The organism is Streptomyces mangrovisoli, from assembly GCF_000974985.2.
GTDB lineage: Bacteria > Actinomycetota > Actinomycetes > Streptomycetales > Streptomycetaceae > Streptomyces > Streptomyces mangrovisoli.
The window spans coordinates 1-23,912 of the sequence record NZ_LAVA02000098.1; the positions used below are offsets into that span (position 1 = coordinate 1).

The 23,912-nt window shown below is 72.8% G+C and carries 22 protein-coding genes and 1 tRNA gene; 15 read left to right on the forward strand and 8 right to left on the reverse strand.

Annotation, left to right across the window (positions count from 1 at the left end):
* Positions 1-106 precede the first annotated feature (106 nt).
* The 3 genes from WN71_RS33500 to WN71_RS33510 all read left to right on the forward strand — a co-directional run bounded on the left by WN71_RS33500 (position 107) and on the right by WN71_RS33510 (position 3,385).
* Positions 107-1,051 carry an ROK family protein gene (locus WN71_RS33500; RefSeq protein WP_046592253.1) on the forward strand — a complete coding sequence of 315 codons (945 nt, stop codon included), beginning with the start codon at positions 107-109 and terminating at the stop codon, positions 1,049-1,051.
* A gap of 82 nt (positions 1,052-1,133) precedes the next feature.
* Entirely contained in the window at positions 1,134-2,324 is a 1,191-nt protein-coding gene (gene nagA, locus WN71_RS33505; protein ID WP_046592252.1) for an N-acetylglucosamine-6-phosphate deacetylase, read from the forward strand.
* Positions 2,325-2,455: 131 nt separating this feature from the next.
* Entirely contained in the window at positions 2,456-3,385 is a 930-nt protein-coding gene (locus WN71_RS33510; protein WP_046592251.1) for a 1-phosphofructokinase family hexose kinase, read from the forward strand.
* 71 nt (positions 3,386-3,456) lie between these two features.
* On the opposite strand, the gene WN71_RS33515 is transcribed toward WN71_RS33510, so the two are convergent.
* Positions 3,457-4,410 (reverse strand): CBM35 domain-containing protein, encoded by a 954-nt coding sequence (locus WN71_RS33515; protein ID WP_046592250.1) that lies wholly within the window; start codon positions 4,408-4,410, stop codon positions 3,457-3,459.
* A 117-nt stretch (positions 4,411-4,527) separates the two neighbouring features.
* A complete protein-coding gene (gene cdgB / locus WN71_RS33520; protein ID WP_046592249.1) occupies positions 4,528-6,183 on the reverse strand; it encodes a diguanylate cyclase CdgB in 1,656 nt (551 codons plus the stop codon).
* A 541-nt stretch (positions 6,184-6,724) separates the two neighbouring features.
* Here cdgB and WN71_RS33525 point away from each other — a divergent pair.
* Positions 6,725-7,216: a flavin reductase family protein gene (locus WN71_RS33525; RefSeq protein WP_167382986.1), complete on the forward strand. Its 492-nt coding sequence runs from the start codon at positions 6,725-6,727 to the stop codon at positions 7,214-7,216.
* Positions 7,217-7,280: 64 nt separating this feature from the next.
* Positions 7,281-7,760, forward strand: coding sequence for a GNAT family N-acetyltransferase (locus tag WN71_RS33530; RefSeq protein WP_046592247.1), 480 nt, complete (start codon positions 7,281-7,283; stop codon positions 7,758-7,760).
* A 132-nt stretch (positions 7,761-7,892) separates the two neighbouring features.
* On the opposite strand, the gene arfB is transcribed toward WN71_RS33530, so the two are convergent.
* Positions 7,893-8,321, reverse strand: a complete 429-nt coding sequence (gene arfB, locus WN71_RS33535; protein ID WP_046592246.1) for an alternative ribosome rescue aminoacyl-tRNA hydrolase ArfB — start codon at positions 8,319-8,321, stop codon at positions 7,893-7,895.
* Positions 8,322-8,489: 168 nt separating this feature from the next.
* Here arfB and WN71_RS33540 point away from each other — a divergent pair, with 168 nt between their 5' ends.
* Positions 8,490-9,065 carry a TerD family protein gene (locus tag WN71_RS33540; protein WP_046592245.1) on the forward strand — a complete coding sequence of 192 codons (576 nt, stop codon included), beginning with the start codon at positions 8,490-8,492 and terminating at the stop codon, positions 9,063-9,065.
* A 138-nt stretch (positions 9,066-9,203) separates the two neighbouring features.
* Positions 9,204-10,199, forward strand: coding sequence for a bifunctional GNAT family N-acetyltransferase/NUDIX hydrolase (locus tag WN71_RS33545; protein ID WP_046592244.1), 996 nt, complete (start codon positions 9,204-9,206; stop codon positions 10,197-10,199).
* Between the two features lie 15 nt (positions 10,200-10,214).
* On the opposite strand, the gene WN71_RS33550 is transcribed toward WN71_RS33545, so the two are convergent.
* The gene (locus tag WN71_RS33550) at positions 10,215-11,663 is read right to left on the reverse strand and encodes a M1 family metallopeptidase (RefSeq protein WP_079178315.1); all 1,449 of its coding nucleotides are present in this window, start codon (positions 11,661-11,663) and stop codon (positions 10,215-10,217) included.
* Positions 11,664-11,670: 7 nt separating this feature from the next.
* On the opposite strand from WN71_RS33550, the gene WN71_RS33555 reads away from it, so the two are divergent.
* Entirely contained in the window at positions 11,671-12,171 is a 501-nt protein-coding gene (locus WN71_RS33555; RefSeq protein ID WP_046592242.1) for a hypothetical protein, read from the forward strand.
* Between the two features lie 63 nt (positions 12,172-12,234).
* Here the strand turns inward: WN71_RS33555 and WN71_RS33560 are convergent, their stop codons facing one another.
* The gene (locus WN71_RS33560; RefSeq protein WP_079178316.1) at positions 12,235-12,942 is read right to left on the reverse strand and encodes a pentapeptide repeat-containing protein; all 708 of its coding nucleotides are present in this window, start codon (positions 12,940-12,942) and stop codon (positions 12,235-12,237) included.
* Positions 12,943-13,085: 143 nt separating this feature from the next.
* Here WN71_RS33560 and WN71_RS33565 point away from each other — a divergent pair, with 143 nt between their 5' ends.
* From WN71_RS33565 to WN71_RS33575, 3 genes are all read left to right on the forward strand, one after another.
* On the forward strand, positions 13,086-14,255 hold the full coding sequence (locus tag WN71_RS33565; RefSeq protein WP_046585836.1) for an NAD(P)-binding protein: 1,170 nt from the start codon (positions 13,086-13,088) through the stop codon (positions 14,253-14,255).
* 91 nt (positions 14,256-14,346) lie between these two features.
* Complete coding sequence (locus WN71_RS33570) at positions 14,347-15,327, forward strand: zinc-binding dehydrogenase (protein WP_046585837.1); 981 nt, start codon at positions 14,347-14,349, stop codon at positions 15,325-15,327.
* Between the two features lie 68 nt (positions 15,328-15,395).
* On the forward strand, positions 15,396-16,892 hold the full coding sequence (locus WN71_RS33575) for an MFS transporter (protein ID WP_046585839.1): 1,497 nt from the start codon (positions 15,396-15,398) through the stop codon (positions 16,890-16,892).
* A 21-nt stretch (positions 16,893-16,913) separates the two neighbouring features.
* Here WN71_RS33575 and WN71_RS33580 read toward each other — a convergent pair whose 3' ends face one another.
* From WN71_RS33580 to WN71_RS33590, 3 genes are all read right to left on the reverse strand, one after another.
* On the reverse strand, positions 16,914-18,320 hold the full coding sequence (locus tag WN71_RS33580) for an NAD(P)/FAD-dependent oxidoreductase (protein ID WP_206300215.1): 1,407 nt from the start codon (positions 18,318-18,320) through the stop codon (positions 16,914-16,916).
* 9 nt (positions 18,321-18,329) lie between these two features.
* Positions 18,330-18,983, reverse strand: coding sequence for a rhomboid-like protein (locus WN71_RS33585; protein ID WP_206300216.1), 654 nt, complete (start codon positions 18,981-18,983; stop codon positions 18,330-18,332).
* A gap of 145 nt (positions 18,984-19,128) precedes the next feature.
* Positions 19,129-19,207 (reverse strand) — tRNA-Thr (locus WN71_RS33590).
* A gap of 236 nt (positions 19,208-19,443) precedes the next feature.
* Here WN71_RS33590 and WN71_RS33595 point away from each other — a divergent pair.
* The 4 genes from WN71_RS33595 (at position 19,444) to WN71_RS33610 (ending at position 23,702) form a co-directional block, all read left to right on the forward strand.
* A complete protein-coding gene (locus WN71_RS33595) occupies positions 19,444-20,778 on the forward strand; it encodes an RNA-guided endonuclease InsQ/TnpB family protein (protein WP_107469840.1) in 1,335 nt (444 codons plus the stop codon).
* Between the two features lie 319 nt (positions 20,779-21,097).
* Positions 21,098-22,234 (forward strand): ABC transporter ATP-binding protein, encoded by a 1,137-nt coding sequence (locus WN71_RS33600; RefSeq protein WP_046585841.1) that lies wholly within the window; start codon positions 21,098-21,100, stop codon positions 22,232-22,234.
* Positions 22,235-22,464: 230 nt separating this feature from the next.
* Positions 22,465-22,911, forward strand: a complete 447-nt coding sequence (locus WN71_RS33605) for a hypothetical protein (protein ID WP_046585843.1) — start codon at positions 22,465-22,467, stop codon at positions 22,909-22,911.
* 59 nt (positions 22,912-22,970) lie between these two features.
* Positions 22,971-23,702, forward strand: coding sequence for a nucleotidyltransferase family protein (locus tag WN71_RS33610; protein WP_046585845.1), 732 nt, complete (start codon positions 22,971-22,973; stop codon positions 23,700-23,702).
* Positions 23,703-23,912 lie beyond the last annotated feature (210 nt).

Consider the following 23,912-nt stretch of genomic DNA (forward strand, 5'->3'; position numbering starts at 1 on the left):
GGGGAACTGCGCGACCAAGCCCCACCGGCCCGCGGGTTGATGGATCAGGGGCGCGTCACGTAAGTGGACTAGACCTTTCCCGGGTCCGGGGGCCACACTGTCCCCCGTGAGACATGTCATCGCCCTCGACGTGGGCGGCACCGGGATGAAGGCCGCCCTGGTCGCGGCGGACGGCCGACTGCTGCACCGGGCGCGCCGGGCCACCGGCCGCGAGCGCGGCCCGGACGCCGTGGTCGAGGACGTCCTCGACTTCGCCGCCGAGCTGCGCGCCCACGGCGAGCGCAGCCACGGCGAGCCCGCCGCGGCGGCCGGCGTCGCCGTCCCCGGCATCGTGGACGAGACCCGTGGTGTCGCCGCCTACTCCGCCAACCTCGGCTGGCGCGACGTGCCGCTGCGCGACCTCATGGCCGAGCGGCTCGGCGGGGTGCCGGTGGCCCTCGGCCACGACGTGCGCACCGGCGGGCTCGCCGAGGGCCGGATCGGGGCCGGCCAGGGCACCGACCGCTTCCTGTTCGTGCCGCTGGGCACCGGCATCGCGGGCGCCATCGGCATCGACGGCCGGGTGGAGGCGGGCGCGCACGGCTTCGCCGGCGAGATCGGCCACATCGTCGTACGGCCCGGGGGCGCCCCCTGCCCGTGCGGTCAGCGCGGCTGCCTGGAGCGGCTGGCGTCGGCGGCCGCGGTCAGCGAGGCCTGGGCGGCCGCCTGCGGCGACCCGGACGCGGACGCCGCGGACTGCGCCAAGGCGGTCGCGTCCGGCGACCCCCGTGCCGCCGAGGTCTGGGGCGAGGCCGTGGACGCCCTCGCGGACGGCCTGGTCACCGCGCTCACCCTGCTGGACCCGCGCACGCTGATCATCGGTGGCGGGCTGGCCGAGGCGGGGGAAACCTTGTTCACACCGCTGCGGGACGCCGTCCGGCGGCGCACGACCTTCCAGAAGCTGCCGGACATCGTCCCGGCGGCCCTCGGCGACTCGGCCGGCTGTCTCGGCGCGGGCCTGCTCGCCTGGGACCTGCTGACCGCCGACGGCACCACCGTGACCGACGGCTGACCCCGGCCCGGAACCCCGTCCCCGGCCGGCCCCCATTCGCCCACTCCCCAACCCGCATCGATCCCTCGGAGGTAACCGCCTGATGGCCACAAGGAAGGTGCTCGCCGGCGCCAGGGTGGTACTGCCCACCGGGATCGCGGACGGCGGCCGCGTCGTCGTCGAGGGCACACGGATCGCGGAGGCGGCCCCGGCCGATCCGGCCCGCGCGCGGACCGCGGTCGAGGACACCGCCGCCGCGGACACCCAGGTCGTCGACGTCTCCGGGCACTGGCTCGTCCCCGGCTTCGTCGACCTCCACAACCACGGCGGCGGCGGCGCCTCCTTCACCCTCGGCACGGTCGACGAGGTGCTCACCGGCATCCGCACGCACCGGCTGCACGGCACGACCACCCTGGTCACCTCCACCGTCACCGACGACATGGACGCCCTCGCGCTGCGCGCCGGGATGCTCTCCGAACTGGCCGAGCAGGGCGACATCGCCGGCATCCACTTCGAGGGGCCGTTCATCTCGCCGTGCCGCAAGGGCGCCCACTCCGAGGGCCTGCTGCGCGACCCGGACCCGGCCGACGTGCGCAAGCTGGTCGACGCGGCCCGCGGCCACGCCAAGATGGTCACCCTCGCCACCGAACTGCCCGGCGGCATCGACTCCGTACGCCTCCTCGCCGAGCACGGTGTGATCGCGGCGGTGGGCCACACGGACGCGACGTACGAGCAGACCGTCGAGGCGATCGACGCGGGCGCCACCGTCGCCACCCACCTCTTCAACGCGATGCCGCCGATCGGCCACCGCGCCCCCGGTCCGATCGCCGCACTGCTGGAGGACGAGCGGATCACCGTCGAGCTGATCAACGACGGCACCCATCTGCACCCGGCCGCCCTGGAGCTGGCGTTCCGTCACGCGGGTCCGCACCGGGTCGCGTTCATCACGGACGCGATGGACGCGGCCGGCTTCGGCGACGGCCGCTACATGCTCGGCCCGCTGGAGGTCGAGGTCAGCGACGGTGTGGCACGGCTGGTGGAGGGCGGCTCGATCGCGGGCTCCACCCTCACCCTGGACCGCGCCTTCCAGCGGGCGGTGACCGTGGACGGGCTGCCCGTCGAGGACGTGGTGGCCGCGCTGTCCGTCAACCCGGCCCGCCTGCTGGGCATGTCCGACCGCATCGGCTCCCTGGAGCCGGGCAAGGACGCCGACCTGGTGCTGCTGGACGCCGACTTCGCCCTCAAGGGCGTGATGCGGCAGGGGGAATGGGTGGTCGATCCCCAACTGGGGTGATCCGTCCCGCAGTAGAGCGGCCCGAACGAGACGGCGGCCGGCCCGAGGTCTGGGCCGACCGCCGTCTCTTTGGCATGATCGTGCCTCCGGAAGCGACGACACGCGCCCACCTTCGAGGGAGGTCTGACCAGGTGATCCTCACGGTCACGCTGAACACCGCTCTCGACATCACCTATCGCGTACGGTCCCTGCGGCCGCACGCCTCCCACCGGGTCTCCGAGGTCCTGGAGCGGCCCGGCGGCAAGGGCGTCAACGTGGCGCGGGTACTGGCCGCCCTCGGCCATCCGGTGACGGTCACCGGCTTCGCGGGCGGCGCCACCGGGCAGGTCGTGCGGGACCGGCTGACGCGGACGCCCGGTGTGCTGGACGCGCTCGTCCCGGTGGCCGGCGCCACCCGGCGCACGGTCGCCGTGGTCGACGAACTGACCGGCGACACCACCCAGCTCAACGAGCCGGGCCCGGTGGTCGCCCCCGACGAATGGGCCGCCTTCCAGCGCACCTACGAGGACCTGCTGGCCGCGGCGACGGCGGTCGCCCTGTGCGGCAGCCTGCCGCCGGGGGTGCCGGTCGGCGCGTACGCGGGGCTGGTGCGCTCGGCACGGGCCGCGGGCGTGCCGGTGCTCCTGGACACCGGCGGGGAGCCGCTGCGCCGCGGGGTCGCCGCCCGTCCGGACCTCGTCAAGCCGAACACGGACGAGCTGGCCGAGCTGACCGGTTCGCACGATCCGCTGCGGGCCACGCAGGACGCCCGGCGCCGCGGCGCGCGGGCCGTCGTCGCCTCCCTGGGCGCGCAGGGCCTGCTCGCGGTCACCCCGGAGGGCCGCTGGCGCGCGGCCCCGCCCGCCCGGGTCCCGGGCAACCCGACCGGCGCGGGCGACTCGGTGGTCGCCGGCCTGCTGTCGGCCGAGGCCGAGGGCCTGCCCTGGCCGGACCGGCTGGCGCGGGCGGTCGCCCTCTCGGCGGCGACCGTACAGGCCCCGGCGGCGGGCGAGTTCGACCCCGCGGTCTACGAGAGACTGCTCGGCCGGATCACGGTGACCGACGGCACGGCCGCGGCCTAGGGCGTGTCGGCCCGGGAACGCGGAAGCGTCCCTGGCCGTCTCCGGCAGGGACGCTTCAGGGGCGGCGGTGCTCAGCCGCCGGACTTGACCCAGCCCTTGACCAGCCACACCTGGTCGAGGAGAGCATCGCACTGGTTGCCCTGCTCGCAGGAGATCTTGATGGTGTTGGTGCCCTTGTTGAGCTGGACGTAGTTGTAGGTCCGCGTCCAGCCCTTGGTGTAGTCGCCGTCGGACGCGCCCGCGTAGTTGCGCAGGCTGACCGGGGTGTTGGACGGCGTGCCGTTGACCGTGAGGGTGGCGTTCTGGTCCTTGCCGGGGACGCTGTAGCCGACGTACACGCTGTACTTGCCGCTGTCGGGGATGCCGTCGACCGTCCACGAGACCGACGCACCGGCCTGGTTGAAGCCCGTCACGTAGATCCCGCCGTCGGACTTGGCGCCCTTGACGTCGGAGGACAGGGTGGCGCCGCCGTCGAGGCGCAGGGCCTTCGCGTCGATGGTCGGCAGTTCACCTTCCGCGGACACCGAGCTGGTGCTGGACGGGGTCGGCGAGGCGCTCTGCGACTGCGCCGGGCTGGTGGCGCCGCCGTCGGCCTTCTTGTCGCCGTCGTCGCCGCCGAGCATGGCCACGCTGATGCCGATCACGACCGCCGCGACCACCGCGATCGCGCCGATCAGCAGGCCCTTGGTGTTCGGGCCCCGGCCCCGCCCGCCGCCCTGCTGGGCCTGCTGGCGGGTGGTGGGCGCGCCGCCCGGGTAGGTCTCCGGCGCCTGGTAGTGCGCGTTGGGCTGGCCGTACGGGCTCTGCTGCGGGACGGTCGGGCCGTACTGCGCGGTGGGCGCGGTCGGCGCGGTCTGCTGCGGGCCGTACTTCCGCTCGCCGACGGAGCGCACCCTGCTGACGGCGTTCGGGTAGCCGTACCCGCCGGACGGCGGCTGGGCCCCTCTCGCCTGACCGTCGGCGTAGAGGTAGCCGAACGGGTCGTCGTCCTCGGGCGTGCTCGCGCCGTTGTCGCCGGGCGTCATCCCTTGGTACTCCTCAACAGGTGCGGGCGGATTCAGTACACGTATGAAGTGCGAGCCTACCCGCTCCCGCTGAGCCAAACGGGTGACTCGGCTCGCTTCATCGCACTGACCTGCGCATCAACCCGCGCGACGATGTTGTTTGGGACGAGATCGTTTCTCCACGTACATCCGCTCGTCAGCGGATTTCAATACTTCGTCGGCCGTCATGCCGCAGTGGGCCCAGCCGATGCCGAAACTGGCGCCCACCCGCACCGCCCGGCCCTCGGCCCGGATGGGCTGGATGATCTCGTTCCGCAGCCGCACGGCGAGGTCCTGGGCGTCCGCCTGGCCGAGCCCGTCGGCGAGTATGACGAACTCGTCGCCGCCGAGCCGGGCGACGGTGTCGCCGTCGCGGACGCCGCTCGACAGCCGCCGGGCGACCTCGATGAGCACCGCGTCACCGGCGTTGTGCCCGAACCGGTCGTTGATCGACTTGAAGCCGTCGAGGTCGCAGAAGAGGACCGCGAGCCCCTTGGTGCCGTCGTCCGTCTGGCCCTCGGGCGCGGCGGTGTGCACATGGTGGTCGAAGCCGTCGAAGGACTCCGCGCCCGGCGCGAAGTCGAAGCCGTGGCCCGCCATGCCGAAGGCGGGGTGCCCGTAGGCGGCGTCCAGCGACTCCAGCTCCCCCGCGAGCGCCGACTGCGGGCGCTGGCAGAGCCGGGACGACAGGCGCGAGCGCAGCTCGGCGGAGTTCGGCAGGCCGGTCAGGGAGTCGTGGGAGGCGCGGTGGGCGAGCTGGAGCTCGCGGCGCTTGCGCTCCTCGATGTCCTCGACGTGGGTGAGCAGGAAGCGGGGCCCGTCGGTCGCGTCGGCCACCACCGAGTTGCGCAGGCTGACCCAGACGTAGGTGCCGTCGCGGCGGCCGAGGCGCAGCTCGGCCCGGCCGCCCTCGGCGGAGGTCCGCAGCAGGGTGCCGATGTCCTCGGGGTGGACCAGGTCGGAGAAGGAGTAGCGGCGCATCGCGGACGCCGGGCGGCCGAGGAGCCGGCACAGCGCGTCGTTGGTGCGCAGGATGCGGCCGTGCTGGTCGCCGCCCATCTCGGCGATGGCCATGCCGGAGGGGGCGTACTCGAAGGCCTGGCGGAACGACTCCTCGCTGGCCCGCAGCGCCTGCTGCTCGCGTTCGAGCCGGACCAGCGCGCGCTGCATATTGGCACGTAGACGCGCGTTGCTGATGGCGATGGCGGCCTGGAACGCGTACATCTGGAGCGCCTCGCGGCCCCACGCGCCGGGCCTGCGGCCGTTGCGCGGGCGGTCCACGGACAGCACCCCGAGCAGTTCGCCGTACCCGCCGGAGACGCCGGGCGTGTACATGGGGGCGAACAGCCGGTCCGAGGGGTGCCACTCGTCCTCGAAGCGGGGCGCGGGCCCGTCGGTGTACCACTGCGGGACGTCGTCGTCGTCGAGGACCCAGCCCTCGGTGTGGGGTATGAACCGCAGGTCGCCCCAGGACTCGCCCATGTCCAGGCGCCGGTCCCAGGACTCGCGCGAGCCCACCCGGCCGGTGATGAGGGCCTCGGCGGCGGAGTTCCCGGCGAACGCGGCGACCACGAGGTCGCCGTCCTGGCGCACGAGATTGACGCACGCCAGCTCGTAGCCGAGGCCGTTCACGACGCCGTCGGCAACGGTCTGAAGCGTGTCCGCCAGGCTGCGGGCCGTGTTCATGTCCGCCATGACCTGGTGCAGTTGCCGCAGGGTCGCAAGACGGACATACGGCTCCGACTCGGTCTCCATGCTCGCCCTCCCCCCGAGTCCTCGCAGCGATTCAAGGGTTGTCTTCGGCGCTTGTCTTCCGTGGTGCCCTTGGTGGTTCTTGCGTTCTTCCGTCGTGCCCTGCCGGCTGTCCTCGCCGGTCGTCGCCTGCCGCCCTGCCGGATCTTCCGTCGCGCCCCTGCCGGATCTCCTGAGGCGCCCCCGCGGCCTCCCGCCACTGAATCACAGCGCGCTGCCCACTCGGTACACAGGGTCAACAATTCATGGCCCTTGTGACTCAAGTCACAGCAAAACCTGAACAATTGAGTAGAGATTCCGCGTTTTCCTTGTGCGTTTACTGAACGCGGGTTGTGCGGACCTGACGGCCATGATGCACGAAGTGCTCCTCCGGTGGTCCTAGGTCCTCCCGCCGCCCTTCTCGGCCCGAGGCCCGATGTGCGCCGTGCGGGCCGCAGACTAGCGTTTCCGCGTGCCCCACACCTCCTCCGCCTTCCTCCCCGCCCCCGCCGCGCCCGCTCCCGGGCATATTGAGGGGGTGAGCAACGACGAGTTCCGCGCCGCCATGTCCCGGCTGGCCGCGGGCGTGGTCCTGGTGACCGCCCAGGAGCCGCCGCTCGACCCGGACGACCCCGGCGCCCCCGCCGGCGAGGACGTCGGGATGACGGCGACGGCGTTCCTGTCGGTCTCCCTCGACCCGCCGCTGGTCCTCGTCAGCGTGCGCGAGGGCTCCCGCATGGACGACCTGCTCGCCGAGCAGCCGCTGTGGGCCGTCTCCGTGCTCACCGACTCCCAGCGGCACATCGCGGGCCGCTTCGCCATGAAGGGCCGCATCAGCGACCGGCTGCTCTTCGCGGACCTGCCCGTCACCCGTGGTGAGGCCTCGGACGCGCCTCTGATCACCGACGCCCTCGCCACCCTGGAGTGCCGCACCGAGCAGCGCGTGCCGGCGGGCGACCACACCCTGGTGATCGGCCGGGTGCTGACGGCCCGGGCGCCGGGCGCGGACGGCGGTCCGCTCACGTACTTCCGGGGGCGCTACCGCAACCTGGGCTGACGGCCGCCCCCGCCGCCGGGAAAATCGCGTGGCCCGGACGCGGCGCCGCGCCTACCCTGCCCCGATGACCCGGCACCTGGAAGAGATCACGCCGCACAACCTCGAAGCCGCGCTCGGCATCGAGATCCGCCCCGACCAGCGACACGCCGTCGAGCCCGTGGCGCACTCCCTCGCCGAGGCCTACGTCCGGCCCCCGGGCGTCGCATGGCCCCGGCTGATCGTCGACGACGGCCGCCCGGTCGGCTTCCTGATGGCCTTCCTCGACATCGACTGGTACGGCGACGGCAGCGTCCACCGCTCGGGGCTGTGGCGGCTCAACATCGCCGCCGACGAGCAGGGCAGGGGGCACGGCCGGTTCGCCGTCGACGCGGTCGCCGCGGAGATCGGGCGGCGCGGCGGCCGGGAACTCCACGTCACCTGGCATCCGGGCCCGGACGGCCCCGAGGCCTTCTACCTGCGCCTCGGCTTCCGCCCGAACGGCGAGACGAGCGGCGGGCAGACGGTGGGGGTGCTGGAACTGGGGCAGGCACCCGGCTCCGTGTGACGGGGCGCGCTCGGTGTCGGGGCGCGTTCGGTGTCGGGGCGCGCTCGGTGTCGGGGCGCGCTCGGTGTCGGGGCCCGGCTCGGTGTCGGGGCCCGGCTCGGTGTCGGGGCCCGGCTCCGGGAGGGGGCCCGGCTAGCCCCAGTCGCGGCCCGAGCGGCCGCGCTTGGTGTCCGCGCGCTGCTTCTTCTCGCGCAGGCGGCGTTCGTTGATGCCGCGGGGGATACGGGTGGGCCGGCGCGGCTTGGGCGGCGGTGCGGTCGCCTCCGCGAGCAGCGCGGCGAGCCGGACGGCCGCCGTCTCACGGTTGCGCCACTGGGAACGGTGGTCGGAGGCGCGGACGGTGACCACGCCGTCGGTCAGCCGGGACGCCAGCCGCTCCAGCGCGCGCTCCTTCCACACCGGCGGCAGCGCCTCGGTGTTCGCCAGGTCGAAGCGGAGTTCCACCTGGGAGTCGCTGGTGTTGACGTGCTGCCCGCCCGGTCCCGAGGACCGCGAGAAACGCCACATGAGCTCGGCCTCGGGCAGCGAGACGGAGCCACGGATGGGATAGGGACCGGACATGCCCCCCATGGTCGCGCGGCCGACCCGCCCGCGTCACGCGAAATATCCGCTCACGGCGAACCGGGTAAAGAGAGTAAAGAGACACGGAACCATGCGTACCTCTCCTGACGTTCCTACGGGTGGTTGTAGCTTTCTGCCGTACCGAACCGAGGGAAGGGACTCCCAACAATGGCTGTAAGCCTGTCCAAGGGTGGCAACGTCTCGCTCACCAAGGAGGCTCCGGGCCTGACCGCCGTCACCGTGGGCCTCGGCTGGGACGTCCGCACGACCACCGGCACGGACTTCGACCTCGACGCGTCCGCGATCGCGGTCAACCCGCAGGGCAAGGTCTACTCGGACGCCCACTTCGTCTTCTTCAACAACAAGCAGACGCCGGACAACACCATCGTCCACACCGGCGACAACCGCACCGGCGAGGGCGCCGGCGACGACGAGGCGATCAACGTCAACCTGGCCGGCCTCCCGGCCGACGTCGACAAGATCGTCTTCCCGGTCTCCATCTACGACGCCGAGAACCGCGGCCAGAACTTCGGCCAGGTCCGCAACGCGTACATCCGCATCGTCAACCAGGCCGGCGGCGCCGAGATCGCGCGCTACGACCTCTCCGAGGACGCCGCCACCGAGACCGCGATGGTCTTCGGCGAGCTGTACCGCAACGGCGCGGAGTGGAAGTTCCGTGCCGTGGGCCAGGGTTACGCCTCCGGCCTGGTCGGCATCGCCCAGGACTTCGGCGTCAACGTCTGATCCGAGGCGGACGACCGACGGCACCCGATCCGAGGCGCCCGGTCCGCGTCGCCCGGCCCCGGCCGAGGGGCGCGCCGCGGAAGAGCCCCGGTCCGTCATGGGCCGGGGCTCTCGCGTCCCGCGGGGTACGTTGCCGGGGTGATCCTCGAGCCCCTAGCCCTCCCCCCGGGCCACGACATCCCCGCCCCGCTGCTCACCGAACTCACCGCCCTGTACGCCTCCGACCGTGCGTTCCAGGCGCTCAGCGGCGACTTCCCCGACCCGGACGACATCCGCCCGGACCAGGTGGCGGCCGCCCTCGCGGACGAACTGGCCCACCCGGACGCGGAGGTGCTGCTCGCCCGCAGCCGGGGGCGGCTGACCGGGCTCGCGATCACCCTCGCCCACCACCCCGACCCGGCCGACCCCGACCCCTGGATCGGGCTGCTGATGATCGACGCGACCGTCCAGCGGCAGGGTCTGGGGCGGCAGTTGGCGTCGCTCGTCGAGGACCGGCTGCGCGCCGCGGGCCGCACCGCCGTACGCCTCGCCGTCCTGGACGCCAACCCCAAGGGCCTCGCCTTCTGGCGCGCCCTCGGCTACGACGTGCTCGACCACCGCCCCGACCTGCAACGGGGCCGCCCCTGCACGGTGCTGCGCAAGGTCCTGCGCACGCCCCGCCGCGCCGCCCGCGTCGCCGTCCTCGACCCGCAGGGCGCGGTCCTGCTCTTCCGCTACGACAACGTCGAGGTGGGGATCCACTGGGCGCTGCCCGGCGGCGGCCTGGAGGGCGACGAGGGCCCCCGTGAGGGCGCCCTGCGCGAACTGCGCGAGGAGACGGGCTGGACGGACCTGGTGCCCGGCCCGCTGCTGACCACGTGGGAGCACGACTTCACCCACACCGGCGTCCCCGTCCACCAGCACGAGCACGTCTACGTCACCCGCGGCCCGCACCGCGAACCCGCCGGTCCCCATCTCGCCGCCGCCCATGCCGAGGACGGCATCCTCACCTGGCGCTGGTGGTCCCGCCACGCCCTGACGACCACCCAGGACCCGGTCTGGCCCCCCGGACTGGCCCGCCTGCTGGACGACTTCGAGTCCACCGGGACGTCCCCGTCGCCCGGCCCGGCATCCGGCCCCGTGGGCGGAACCTGACCGCCGTGAACCGGTTCACGGCGCGGGCGGCTTTCCGTCGCCGTACAGCCAGGTCGCCCAGATGTCGTGGAAGTCGGCGCCCGGGACCCGCCGCTCGACGTACGCCGTGAAGTCCGGGGTGCTCGCGCCGGCGTGGCGGCGGGCGGTGGCCCAGCCGCGCAGGATGCCGAGGAACGCACGGTCGCCGGCCCGCTGCCGGACCTTCTGCAGGACCATCGCGCCCCGGTCGTAGACGGGACGTGCGGAGATGTCCGCGGCGCCCGGCGGCGACCCGGGCGGGAACGCCCACAGGTCCGCGCCCGCCCCGGTGCGGTAGAGCCGGTCGAAGGTCCGCTGCGCCGTGGCCCCGCCGTGGTCCTCGGCCCACAGCCACTCCGCGTAGGTGGCGAACCCCTCGTTCAGCCACATGTCCCGCCAGCTCACGGGCGTGACCGAGTCGCCGTACCACTGGTGGGCCAGCTCGTGCACGAGGGTGGTGAGGTCGGGCGGGCCGGGGAAGACCGGCCGGTTCTGTGTCTCCAGCGCGTAGCCCGCGTCCCCCGGCCGGTCCACGATCGCCCCGGCCGAGCCGAACGGGTACGGCCCGAACACGCGCTCCTCCCACCCGAGGACCTCCGGCAGCCGGGCGAGCACCGCGCGGCTCGCCGCCGCCTGGGTGGGGTCGACGGCGACCAGGACCGGCAGGCCGCCCGCGGCCGTGGAGCGGTCGAGGTCGTAGTGGCCGACGGCGACGGTCGCGAGATAGGTCGCCATCGGCTCGGCGACGCGCCAGCGGTAGGCGGTGCGGCCGCCGCTCGTCGTCCGGCCGGTCAGCTCCCCGTTGGACACGGCCTGAAGCCCCTTCGGCACGGTCACGGAGATGTCGTACGACGCCTTGTCGGACGGATGGTCGTTGCCGGGGAACCAGGTCATCGAACCGGTCGGCTCACCCAGGGCCAGCGCGCCGTCCGCCGTCGGCAGCCAGCCCTCCTGCGAGCCGTCCGGGTCGGTGAGGGTGACGGGGCGGCCGGAGTAGCGCACCGCGACGCGGAAGACGCGGCCGTCGCCGAGCGGGCCCGGCGGGCGGACGGTCAGTTCCTGCCCGGCCCGGTGCCAGCCGGCGGAGCGGCCGTCGACGGTGACCGAGCCTACGTCCAGGCCCAAGAGGTCGAGATCGAAGGCGGAGAGGTCCTGGGTGGCGCGGGCGGTGATCACCGCCGTACCGGACAGCCGGGGCTCGGCGGGGTCGTAGGCGAGGGTCAGGGCGTAGTGGGAGACGTCGTAGCCGCCGTTGCCCGCCTTCGGGAAGTACGGATCGCGCAGCCCCTTCGCCCCCGGCGTCCCGTGCGCGCCCCCGCCCCCGCCGCACCCCGCGAGGGCGGGCGCGCCCAGCACGGCCAGCGCCGAGGCGGCGGCCACGGCGGGTCGGACAAACAGCCTGAATCGGGGCACGCCCGCGATCCTATGCGCGGAGCGTGACACCATCGCCTACGTGCTCGACATCGGCTACGCCCTCTCCCACCGCTTCCCCGACCCGCCGCAGGCCGACTACCGCCGCGTGGACGTCCACGCCCTGCGGCACGACCTGTTCTGCGGCGACGTCTACCTCGCCGACACCAAGGCGGACCGGGAGCTGTCCACCGCCTGGGGATGGGTGCCCGTGCTCGACTTCGCGTGGGCCCTGTGCGACATCGCCGAGCGGCTGGACCGCGACCCGGCGGGCTCCCGCGCCTCCCGTCCGCAACACGCGGAGCTGGACTTCACCGAGTCCACCGACCGGATGCTGTTCGAGCGCCGCTTCGGCTGGGTGGACATCGAGTCCGACTGGATGCCGGCCGAGGAACCGCCCCTCACCTTCTCCCACGCCGAACTCCGCAAGGAGGCGCGGGACTTCCTGCACGACCTGATCGCCGACCTGTGCGACCTGCACGAGGACCTGGCGGAGAACCCCGCGATCTGGACCCTGCAGGCCCGCTTCCCCCGCGTGTCCTAGGAGCCTGGCGTCACAGGCCCTCCGTCACCCTGGGGGCCGCCCGAGGCCGCCCCGGGCCCGTGTTCAGTCCTCCACCCTGATCCCCAGCTCCCCCGCCAGCACCGGCGCCAGGTCCAGCAGCTGGGCCGTGCTGATCACCGCGCCGGACAGCCGGTCGACGCCGCGGGCGATCTCCAGGGACGCCGCCCCGCGCAGATCGACGTCCTTGAGCACCGCCGCCGTCAGATCCACCGCCTTCAGGGTGCAGTCCACGAACTCCACCCGCTCCAGCAGCGCGCCCCCGAAGTCGGGCTCCGCCAGCACACAGCCCTCGAACACGACGTCTCTGAGCTTCGCCTTGCGCAGATTGAGATAGTCGATCTTGCCGCCGCGGAAGACCACCCGCTCCAGGACCGCGCCGTGCAGCTGCGTGCCGCCCAGGCGCGCGTCGCGCACCTCCACGTCGCGGAGGGTCGACTCGGCCAGATTGGTGCCGACCCCTCGCGGGGCCGTGAGCACCGAGTCCAGGATCCGCGCGTGCGGCAGGTCCGCCTCGTCCAGCGCGCACCCGGTCAGCGCGCAGTCCATGAACCGCGCGCCCGCCCCGTCCGCGCCGGTGAAGTCCTCGTCCCGGATGTCGAGGCCGTCGTAGTCCCCGTCCGGCTCCAGGCCCCCGCCGCCGTACGCCTCCAGCGCGGGCAGCCGCACCTCCGGCCGCCGCGCCGCCTTCACCCGGCCGGCACCGCCGCCCCGCCCGGTCCCGCCCGCCGTTCCCGCCGCTCTCCTCACCATGCCCCCATGCTGCACCCCGCCACTGACAGTCACCCCCGACCTGCGTGAACGCGACCGCGTCGATTCGTGATGTCACATTCGGGGCCGCCAGACAGTCGTTCATGAGTGAAAGGCGACCCCGAAACAGAGGGAGACCCCCAGCCATGCACCGCATCACCGTCGTCGGCGGCGGCCTCGCCGGACTCACCGCGGCCATCACCGCCGCCGAAGCGGGCGTCAAGGTCACCGTCCACGAGGCCCACCACACCCTGGGCGGCCGCGCGCGCACCACCGAAGGGCCCTACCAGGCCGACGAGGGCCCGCACGCCCTCTACACCGGCGGCCCGCACTGGACCTGGCTCACACAACGCGACCTCGTCGGACCGGTCACCCCGGTGCCCGCCCGGGAAGCGGCCCGGCTGCGGCTGCGCCACCACGGACAGCTCCGCAGGACCCCGCCCTTCGCCCTGCTCAAACTCCTGCGCCGGGGCGCCCGCGACGCGCCCGCCGACACCGACTTCCTCAGCTGGGCCACCGAACAGGCCGGGGCGGAGGGCGCACGGGCCGCCGCCCACTACTCCGCCGTGGCCCTCTTCCACCACGACCCGGGCATCCTCTCCGCCGCCTTCGTGCAGGAACGCCTGCGCCGCGCCGCCCGGCTGCCGCTGGAGGCGCACCACCCGCGCGGCGGCTGGGCCACCCTCGTCGACCGGATGGCCGCCCGTGCCTGGAACCTCGGCGTCCGCATGGAGACCCTGTCCCGCGTCGACACCCTGCCCACCGACACCCCCGTCGTCGTCGCCACCTCCCTGCCCGCCGCCCGCCGCCTGCTCCGCGACGACTCGCTGACCTGGACCGGCGGCCGCACCGCCCTGCTCGACCTGGCCCTGCGCGGCCGGCGGGGCGACCCGTTCGTCCTGTCGGACCTCGACGCGCCCGGCTGGATCCAGCGGACCACCGCGCAGGACCGCACCCTCGCCCCGGCCGGCGAACAGCTGGTGCAGGGTCAGATCCCCATCGCCCCGCACGAGACCAGGGCCGACGGCATCGCCCGCGCCGAGCACCTCCTCGACCTCGCCTACGACGGCTGGCGCGAGCGCGTCACCTGGCGCCGCGAGGCCCTCGCCAACGGCCGTACCGGAGCGGTGGACCTGCCCGGCACCAGCTGGCGCGACCGCCCCGCCGTCGACCGCGGCGACGGCGTGTACCTGGCCGGGGACCAGGTCGCCGCCCCCGGCGTGCTCTGCGAGGTCGCCTTCAACAGCGCCCTCACCGCGGTCTCCCTCGCCCTGGGCAGACACCGGTCCCACCGGCTTGACCTCAAGCGCGCTTGAGGTCGCAGGGTGGAACGCCGGCCGTCCACCGGCCCACCGGAATGAAGCCGGCCCCACCGGAACGAGCCGGTCCCGCGTCAAAGGAGTCCCCATGCACGCCGTCCGCCTGCACGCCTTCGGTCCGCCCGAGAACCTCGTCCACGAGCGGACGACGGACCCGCGCCCCGGTCCGGGCCAGGTGCGGATCGCCGTCGCCGCCGCCGGTGTCCACCTGCTCGACACGGCGCTGCGCGCCGGCCACCGCGGTCCCGCGCCCGAACTGCCCGCCCTGCCCACGATCCCGGGCCGCGAGGTCGCGGGCGTCGTCGACGCGCTCGGCGACGGCGTGGCCCCGCTCTGGCTCGGCCGCCGCGTGGTCGCCCATCTCGGCTTCGCGCCCGGCGGCTACGCCGAACTCGCCGTCACCGACGTCGACCGGGTCCACGACATCCCCGGGAACCTCGACGCCGCCGAGGCCGTGGCCATGATCGGCACCGGCCGCACCGCCCTCGGCATCGCACAGTTCGCCGACCTCGGCCCCGACGCGGTGGCCGTGGTCCCGGCCGCCGCGGGCGGCATCGGCACCCTGCTCGTGCAGCACGCCCGGGGCGGCGGCGCCACCGTGATCGGCCTCGCGGGCGGCCCCGCCAAGACCGCGCGGGTCCAGGCGAACGGCGCCGACCTCGCGCTCGACTACCTCGACCCCACCTGGCCGGACAAGGCCCGTGCCCATCTCGGCGGGCGCGCCGCCACCGTGGTCCTGGACGGCGTCGGCGGCACGGTCGCCCGCGAGGCCGTCGCCCTGCTCGGACCCGGCGGCAGGCACCTCGTCTTCGGCTGGTCCGGCGCGGGCATCGCCGACGGCTCGCCGTACCTCGTCGACGGCGTGTCCGAGGTCGTCGCCGGCCCCGCCCTGCTCGCCCGCACCGGCGGCCCGAACCCCCTGCGCACGCTCGAACTGCGCGCCCTCGCCGAGGCCGCCGCCGGACGCCTCACCCCCGCCCTCACCCGCTACCCGCTGGCCGCGGCCGCCGAGGCGCACCGCGCACTGGAGAACCGGCGGACCACCGGAAAGGTCGTACTCGAACCATGACCAGTAACAAAACGACGCATGGCGCCACAAAGAATGCAATACCCACCAAAACGTGGTCTTCTGGGCGAATGAGCACCACCCGAACAGCTGATCCTGAGACCGGTGTGGACCCCCGCCGCTGGTGGGGCCTGGTGATCATCGCGCTCGCGCAGCTCATGGTGGTCCTGGACGCGACCATCGTGAACATCGCACTGCCCTCCGCCCAGCAGGACCTCGGCATGTCCAACGGCAACCGGCAGTGGGTGATCACCGCCTACACCCTGGCGTTCGGCGGACTGCTCCTGCTCGGCGGGCGCGTCGCCGACCTCGTCGGCCGCAAACGCACCTTCGTCATCGGCCTCATCGGCTTCGCGGCCGCCTCGGCGCTCGGCGGCGCCGCGGTCAACTCCGGGATGCTCTTCGGCGCCCGCGCCCTCCAGGGCGCCTTCGCCGCCCTTCTCGCGCCCTCCGCGCTCTCCCTGCTCACCACCACCTTCACCGACCCCAAGGAGCGCGGAAAGGCCTTCGGCATCTACGGCGCCCTCGCCGGCAGCGGCTCCGCCATCGGCTTCATCGTCGGCGGCGTGCTCACCGAGTACCTCAACTGGCGCTGGTGCCTGTACGTCAACGTGCCCATCGCGATCATCGCCGTCTTCGGCGCCCTCGCCCTGCTGCACGACCGGCCCGGCCGCACCGACGCCCGCCTGGACGTGCCCGGCGTCGTCCTCGGCTGCGGCGGACTCGTAGCCATCGTCTACGGCTTCGCGGAGGCCGAACCCCGCGGCTGGACCGACCCGCTGGTCCTCGCGCTCTTCGCCGCCGGGGTCGCCCTGCTCGCCGCGTTCGTCTGGTGGCAGACCCGCGCGCCCAGCCCCCTGCTGCCGCTGCACATCATCAAGGAACGCAACCGCGCCGGCTGCTTCCTGACCATGGCGCTCGCCGTCATCGGGATGTTCGGGCTGTTCCTGTTCATGACCTACTACCTCCAGGTCATCCTCGGGTACTCGCCCGTCAAGACCGGACTGGCCTTCCTGCCGCTCACGGTCGCCATCATCATCGGCTCGACCCAGGTCTCGGCCCGGCTGCTCCAGCGGGTGGCACCGCGCGCCCTGATGGTGCCCGGCATGGTCCTCGCGGCCGGCGGCATGATCATCCTCACCCAGATGACCGTGGACTCCTCCTACGCCACCGAGATCCTCCCCGCACTGCTCCTGATGGGCTTCGGCATGGGCCTCACCTTCATGCCGGTCTTCGCCACCGCCACCGCGGGCGTCGCCCCCGAGGACTCCGGCGTCACCTCCGCCACCGTCAACACCTCGCAGCAGGTCGGCGGCTCCATCGGCACCGCCCTGCTCAACACCATCGCCACCACCAGCACCACCACCTACATCGCCGCCCATCTGCGCGACCCCGCCCGCAAGGCCCAGGTCGTCGCCGAGGGCACCGTGCACGGCTACACCGTCGCCATCTGGTGGGCCGCCGGGATCATGCTCCTCGCCGGTCTCGTCGCGGGCCTCATGGTCACCACGAAGCCCCCGAAGCACGGCGCACCGGCCCCGGCCCCCGTACCGGAATCCGTCGCCTGACCGCACGGATCACGGATCGCGTCAGTGGCGCCCCGCCACCCGGTCCGCGACCCGCGCCAGCCGCGACGAGCGGACGTCGAACCCCGCGCCCTCGCGCCGGTCCGCGGCCCGATACGTGGCGTACATGCCCTGCACGCCCAGCCACCGCAGCGGCTCCGGCTCCCAGCGGCGCACCTTGTGCCCCACCCACGGCAGCCCCGTCAGCTCCGTCGGCCCGCCCTGCCCGGAATCCTGCTGCACCAGATCGCACAGCGTCCGCCCGGCCAGATTCGTCGTCGCCACGCCCGAGCCGACGTACCCGCCCGCCCAGCCGAGCCCCGTCGACCGGTCCAGGGTGACCGTGGCGCACCAGTCGCGCGGCACGCCGAGCACGCCCGACCAGGCGTACTCCACCCGCACCCCGGCGAGCGCCGGGAAGAAGTCGGTCAGGATGCGCCGCAGCGCCTCCACGGTCGCCCCCTGCGTCCGCCCGTCGCTGTCGGTGCGCGAGCCGAACCGGTACGGCACCCCGCGCCCGCCCAGCGCGATCCGCCCGTCCGCGGTGCGCTGCGCGTACATGTAGACGTGCGCCATGTCGCCGAGGGTCTCCAGGCCGTCCCAGCCGATCGCGGCCCACTGCGCGTCCGTCAGCGGCTCCGTCGCGATCATCGAGGAGTTCATCGGCAGCCAGGTCCGGCGCTGCCCCTTCAGGTCCGCCGTGAAGCCCTCCGTACAGCGCAGCACGTACGGCGCCCGCACGGTGCCGTACGGCGTCACCGCGTGCCGGGGCCGGATCTCCGTCACCGGCGTCGACTCGTGGATCGTGACGCCCAGCGCCTCCACCGCCGCCGCCAGGCCCTTCACCAGCTTCACCGGATGCAGGCGCGCCCCGTGCGGCGTCCACGCCGACCCGACCGCGTCCGCGATCCGGATCCGCTCCGCGGTCTCCCGCGCGCCGTACAGCTCCCGGTCCTTCTCGCCGTACGACAGCTCGTGCTCGTGGAACGCGCGCAGCCGGGCCAGCTGCGCGGGCGTGCGGGCGACCTCCAGCACGCCGCCCTGGTGCAGATCGCAGTCGACGCCCTCCTCGGCGACCACCCGGGCGACCTCGCCCACCGTGCCGTTCATGGCCCGCTGCAGGCGCACCGCGGCCTCGTGGCCGTGCAGCTTCGCGTACCGGTCGCGGCCCGCGATGCCGTTGTAGAGCCAGCCGCCGTTGCGGCCCGAGGCGCCGAAGCCGCAGAACTTCCGCTCCAGCACCGTGATCCGCAGGAAGGGGGCGGCCTTCTTCAGGTAGTACGCCGTCCACAGGCCCGTGTAGCCGCCGCCGACGATCACCACGTCCGCGGACGCGTCACTGGCCAGCGGCTCGCGCACCGCCGGAAGCCCGTCGTCCGCGTACCAGTAGGAGATGCCGCCGTTCACGACCCTGTTCGCCGAGCTGCTCATGGCCGGACGTTAACCCCTGAGAGCGGCCAGTGTCTCCTTCGGATTCCATGGTTTTCCACGCCCCCGGGCCAGCGGAAAGCAGGCCAGACCGATGAGCACGGACACGAAATGACCGAGCGCGGTGAACGTCGGCGAGGCCGCGAACGGCACCCCGTACACGATCAGCACCACCGCCAGATACGGGTACCGCCACGGCGCGGCGATCCGGTACGTCAGCACCCCCACCACACCCGCCAGCGCGTAGCTCACCCCGATGTCCAGGGTGTAGGCGGCCGAGTGCGGCGCCACGCCGTCGTGGATCGCCTTCAGCAGCGCGCCCTCGCTGATCAGGGTCGCCAGCACGTGCGCGGCCACGCACACGGCCAGCCAGCGCAGCGTCCCGAGCCACCGCTCGGCCTGCGCGTGGAAGACCGTGTAGAGCACCGCGTACGGCAGCCAGTACCCGCCGTCGATCCACATGGCGCTGGTGATCAGCACCCGCACCGGGTCCCGCGACAGCTCGTGGATGTTGGTCGACCGCTGACGCAGGAAGTCCTTCTCGAACTCGGGCGACATGTGATGCAGGGCGACGGTGGTGACGAAGAGGACCGCGAGCCAGACGTACGTGCCCAAAGCGCTGCGGACGTACGCCCAGATCCGCCCGAGGACCCGTTTCACCCACATCCCCAGATTGACGCACGCCGTCGGCGGGGGTGGCGACCGACATCCCGGGGGCGGAGGGCGCAAGAAACCGGAAGGGCGGAACACCACTCGTTATTCACTACCGCAAAGATATCCAAGGTGCTTCTACATCCACCCCGACCTGCAATGGAGCCCCCTGTCGGATTCGAACCGACGACCTGCTGTTTACAAGACAGCTGCTCTGGGCCGGACTGAGCTAAGGAGGCATCACGCAACCAAACGCGCGCGAAAGCGGCTCCACTGTACACACACCCCGTTTCCCGGAGCCACGAAGTTCCGCACCCGTCGCTCCCCGAAAGCCGCGCGTAACCAGTCGCGCATCCGTTCGTTGATCGGGCTGAGGTTCTTTTGTGGCGATCAGATCATCGGGGGCGTTCGTGGGAGATCACATCGGGGTGCCGACGGCCGAGGACAAGGCGGCGTCGCCGCCGTCAAGCGGGAAGTGCTCGGCATCGGCGGCCGCCGCAAGCACCACGCCCGCGAGGCGGCGCCGTTGCGGCCTCACGCGAAGGACTCCGAGGCCCGGCACCGTCTCTACCGCTACCGCTTCTATCCGACCGCCGAGCAGGCCGAGCAGTTGAACCGCACGTTCGGCGCGTGCCGGTGGGTCTACAACGAGGGGCTGGCCCTGCGGTCCGGTGCCTGGGAGCGGTACCGGCTGCGGGTGGGGTTCGCGGAGACGTGCCGGGCGTTGACGGGCTGGAAGCTGGTGGCGGGCACGGCCTGGCTGAAGGAGGTGTCGTCGACCGTTCTTCAGCAGTCGCTGCGCCATTTGGATCAGGCGTTCGGCCGCTTCTTCAAGGGTGAGGGGTGCTGTCCACGGCGGAAGCGCAAGGGCCGGTCGCGGGATGCGGCTGTCTATGTGCGCACCGGTTTCCGGTGGGTGGAGGATCCGGGCCGGCCTGGCACGGGTGTGATCACGTTGGCCAAGCAGTCGCAGCCGTTGGACGTGCGGTGGTCGAGGGCGTTGCCCGCGGGGGTGGTGCCGGTCCGGTTGTCGGTGACGCGGGACCGTGCGGGGCGGTTTTTCGTCTCGGTACTGGTCGAGGAGCGGATTCGGGCGTTGCCGCCGGTCTTCGAGTCGGGCTCGTCGGTGCCGAAGGCCGTGGGGCTGGATCTCGGTCTGGCTTCGCTGGTCACCCTTGACGACGGGACGAAGGTGGGTCATCCGCGGCTGTTGAAGCGTCATGCGGGGAGGCTGGCGCGGTTGCAGCGGGAGCTGCACAGGAAGGTGAGGGGTTCGAGGAATCGTGAGAAGGCGAGGGGGAGGATCGCGCGGCTGTACGCGTTGATCTCGGACGTGCGCAAGGACCTGTTGGATCAGTTGACCACCCGCCTCGTGCGCGAGAACCAAGTGCTCGTGGTGGAGGACCTGTCCGTGGCGTCCTTGGTGCGTGCGGCGCGGGGTGGCTCACGGCGCAGGAAGGCGCGGCTGAACGAGGCGATCTGTGACGCGGGGTGGGGTGAGCTGTTGCGGCAGTTGCGTTACAAGTGCGAGTGGTACGGGCGGACGCTGGTGATCGTGGACCGGTTCTTCCCGTCCACCCGACGGTGCTCGTCCTGTCACGCGAAAGGCCCGCGGATAGACGTGTCGGTCCGTGAGTGGACCTGTGGCGAGTGCGGTGCGGTGCATGACCGGGATGTGAACGCGGCCGTGAATCTGCGGGACGAGGGGATGCGCCTGTACTGGTCGGTGGCGGCCGGGCTGCCGCCGGGCAGGAGGGTCCCGGCGGTGATCAAGGCGTCGGAGGTGGAGAAGATCCTGTCGGTCGGGTAGGCGGCCGGTGCGGTACGGACCGATGGGTCGTCGGTCGTCATGCCTGTGGAGTCCGTGTAAGACCTGCCGAGCGCTGCTCTCCGAAGCGGTGTCCGGTGGGCGGTGGGCGATGAAGCAGGAAGCCCGTGGGCAGGACCAAAAGTGCGTTGCTCTGCCACCCCGAGCGGAGTGCGCCGCGAATTTCACAGCCCTCCAGGTGCTGACAGAGCCGTGAACGCCAGGTACCGTCCTGACCCAGTTCACTCGTGTGGACTACATCAACCACCTTCCTACTCGGATCGTCCGGCACGTTCCTGCCGGTAGAAGGGGGCCCATTCACATGGCCACTGTCACGTTCGACAAGGCGACCCGGATCTACCCGGGTTCCACCAAGCCCGCCGTCGACGGTCTCGACATCTCGATCGAGGACGGCGAGTTCCTCGTTCTGGTCGGCCCGTCCGGCTGCGGCAAGTCCACCTCGCTCCGGATGCTCGCGGGGCTCGAGGACGTCAACGGCGGTCAGATCCGCATCGGCGACCGTGACGTGACCCACCTGCCGCCGAAGGACCGGGACATCGCGATGGTGTTCCAGAACTACGCGCTGTACCCGCACATGACGGTCGCCGACAACATGGGCTTCGCGCTCAAGATCGCCGGCGTCAACAAGGCGGAGATCCGGCAGAAGGTCGAGGAGGCCGCGAAGATCCTCGACCTGACCGAGTACCTCGACCGCAAGCCGAAGGCGCTCTCCGGCGGTCAGCGCCAGCGTGTGGCCATGGGCCGCGCGATCGTGCGTGAGCCGCAGGTCTTCCTCATGGACGAGCCGCTGTCCAACCTGGACGCCAAGCTCCGTGTGTCGACGCGTACGCAGATCGCCTCGCTCCAGCGCCGTCTCGGCATCACGACCGTCTACGTCACCCACGACCAGGTCGAGGCCATGACGATGGGCGACCGGGTCGCGGTCCTCAAGGACGGTCTGCTGCAGCAGATCGACACCCCGCGCAACATGTACGACCGCCCGGCGAACCTGTTCGTCGCCGGCTTCATCGGCTCGCCGGCCATGAACCTGGTCGAGGTGCCGATCACCGACGGCGGCGTGAAGTTCGGCAACAGCGTCGTCCCGGTCAACCGCGAGGCGCTGAAGGCCGCCGCCGACAAGGGCGACACCACGGTCACCGTCGGCGTGCGCCCCGAGCACTTCGACATCGTCGAGCACAACGGCGGTGCCGCGGCCTCCCTGACGAAGGACTCGGAGGACGCGCCGGCCGGTCTGGCCGTCTCCGTCAACGTCGTGGAGGAGCTCGGCGCCGACGGTTACGTCTACGGCACCGCCGAGGTCAGCGGCGCGGTCAAGGACCTGGTCGTCCGTGTCAACGGCCGCCAGGTGCCGGAGAAGGGCGCTCAGCTGCACGTCGTGCCGCGCGCGGGCGAGACCCACGTGTTCTCGACCTCCACCGGCGAGCGTCTCTCCGACTGAGGTTCCGGGCGGGTTCGGCCCCGGAGAAAATCCCGGGTAATTCACCCACGTTGACGAAGAGGGCCCCGCGGGCGACCGCGGGGCCCTCTTCGCTGCCGCCCAACACCCCACCAGAACCGGTCATTTCGAGCAGTGTGCGTCAACCCCCCACCCGGGAAAGGGCGCCACTTCGTCCCCCGAACCGGTGACTAAATGTCGCCAAATCATCACCGGGCGCTACCCTCACACGCGTGAAGCACTCCACCACCCCTCAGACGCGACGCGGCCAGGGCGGCCCCGCCCGCCGGATCGGCCGCTCCCTCGCCCTCGTCCTGCCCGTCGTCCTGGTGCTCTCCGGGACCCTCGCGGTCACCCGAGTCAACTGGTCGGGGAATTCCTCGAGCTCGGTGCTCACCGCGTCGGACACCCTCTCCTCCCGGACCGCCGCCCGCGCCCCGCAGGACGTCCTGCGCGACCAGCTGGTGACCGAACTCCAGGAGAAGAACCCGGGCGTGGCCCTGACCCACCTCCAGGAGGCCGTGAACGGGCACCCGTCGCTGGCGAAGCACTGCGTCGCCATCGCGCGCGCCCTGGGCCAGGCGGCGGTGCGCAGGTACGGGCCGACCAAGGCGCAGTCGTACGCCCGGCCCGTCTGCGACACCGCGTTCGCCTCCGGCGTCATGGCGGCGAACGGCTGACACCCCGACCGGCCCTGGGCCGTGGAAGCCAGGCGCGGGGCGCCACGTACAGTTCGGGCATGACCCATCCGAACGCGGCGTCCCGCCCCACACAAGCCGTCATCCTGGCCGGTGGCCAGGGCTCTCGGCTGCGCCCCTACACCGACGACCGGCCGAAGCCGATGGTCGAGATCCCGGGTACCGGTGTTCCGATCATCGGCCACCAGCTGACCTGGCTGGCCGAGGAGGGCGTGACGGACGTGGTCGTCTCCTGCGGCCACCTCGCCGAGGTGCTCCAGGAGTGGCTGGCGTCGTCCGCGCTGCCGGTGAAGGTCACCACCGTCGTGGAGACGGAGCCGCTCGGCCGTGGCGGCGGCCTGCGGTACGCGGCCGCGCATCTCCCCCACCCGGACCGGGCCTGGTACGCCACCAACGGCGACATCTGGACCCGGTTCTCGCTGCGTGACATGGCCGACTTCCACACCGAGCGGGACGCCGTCGCGACGCTCGCGCTGGCCCGGCCGCGCATCCCGTGGGGCGCCGTGCAGACGGACGGGTTCGGGCACATCACGGACTTCATCGAGGCCCCGCCGTCGACCTTCGAGATCAACGCCGGCGTGTACGTGTTCTCCCCCGAGTTCGCCTCGCTGCTCCCGGAGATCGGGGACCACGAGCGCACCACGTTCCCGGGCCTCGCGCGTGAGCGCCGGCTGGCCGGGTTCCCGCTGCCCCAGGGGTCGTACTGGCGGGCCATCGACACCGCGAAGGACCTCACCGAGGCGGCCAAGGAGCTGGCGGCGCTGGGGCGCTGAGCCCGAGCCCGCACGACCGGCCCCGCACGGGCGGCCCCCCACAACCGGCCCGCACGGGCGGCCCCCAACAACCGGCCCCCGCAGGCGGCCCGCACGCACGGCCCGCAGGACCCCGCACCATCGGCCCGCACACCCGGCCCGCACGCGCGTGTTCCCCGCTCCCCTTCCGGGGTGCGGGGAACACGTGTATCGGCGCGATGTCAGCCGGTG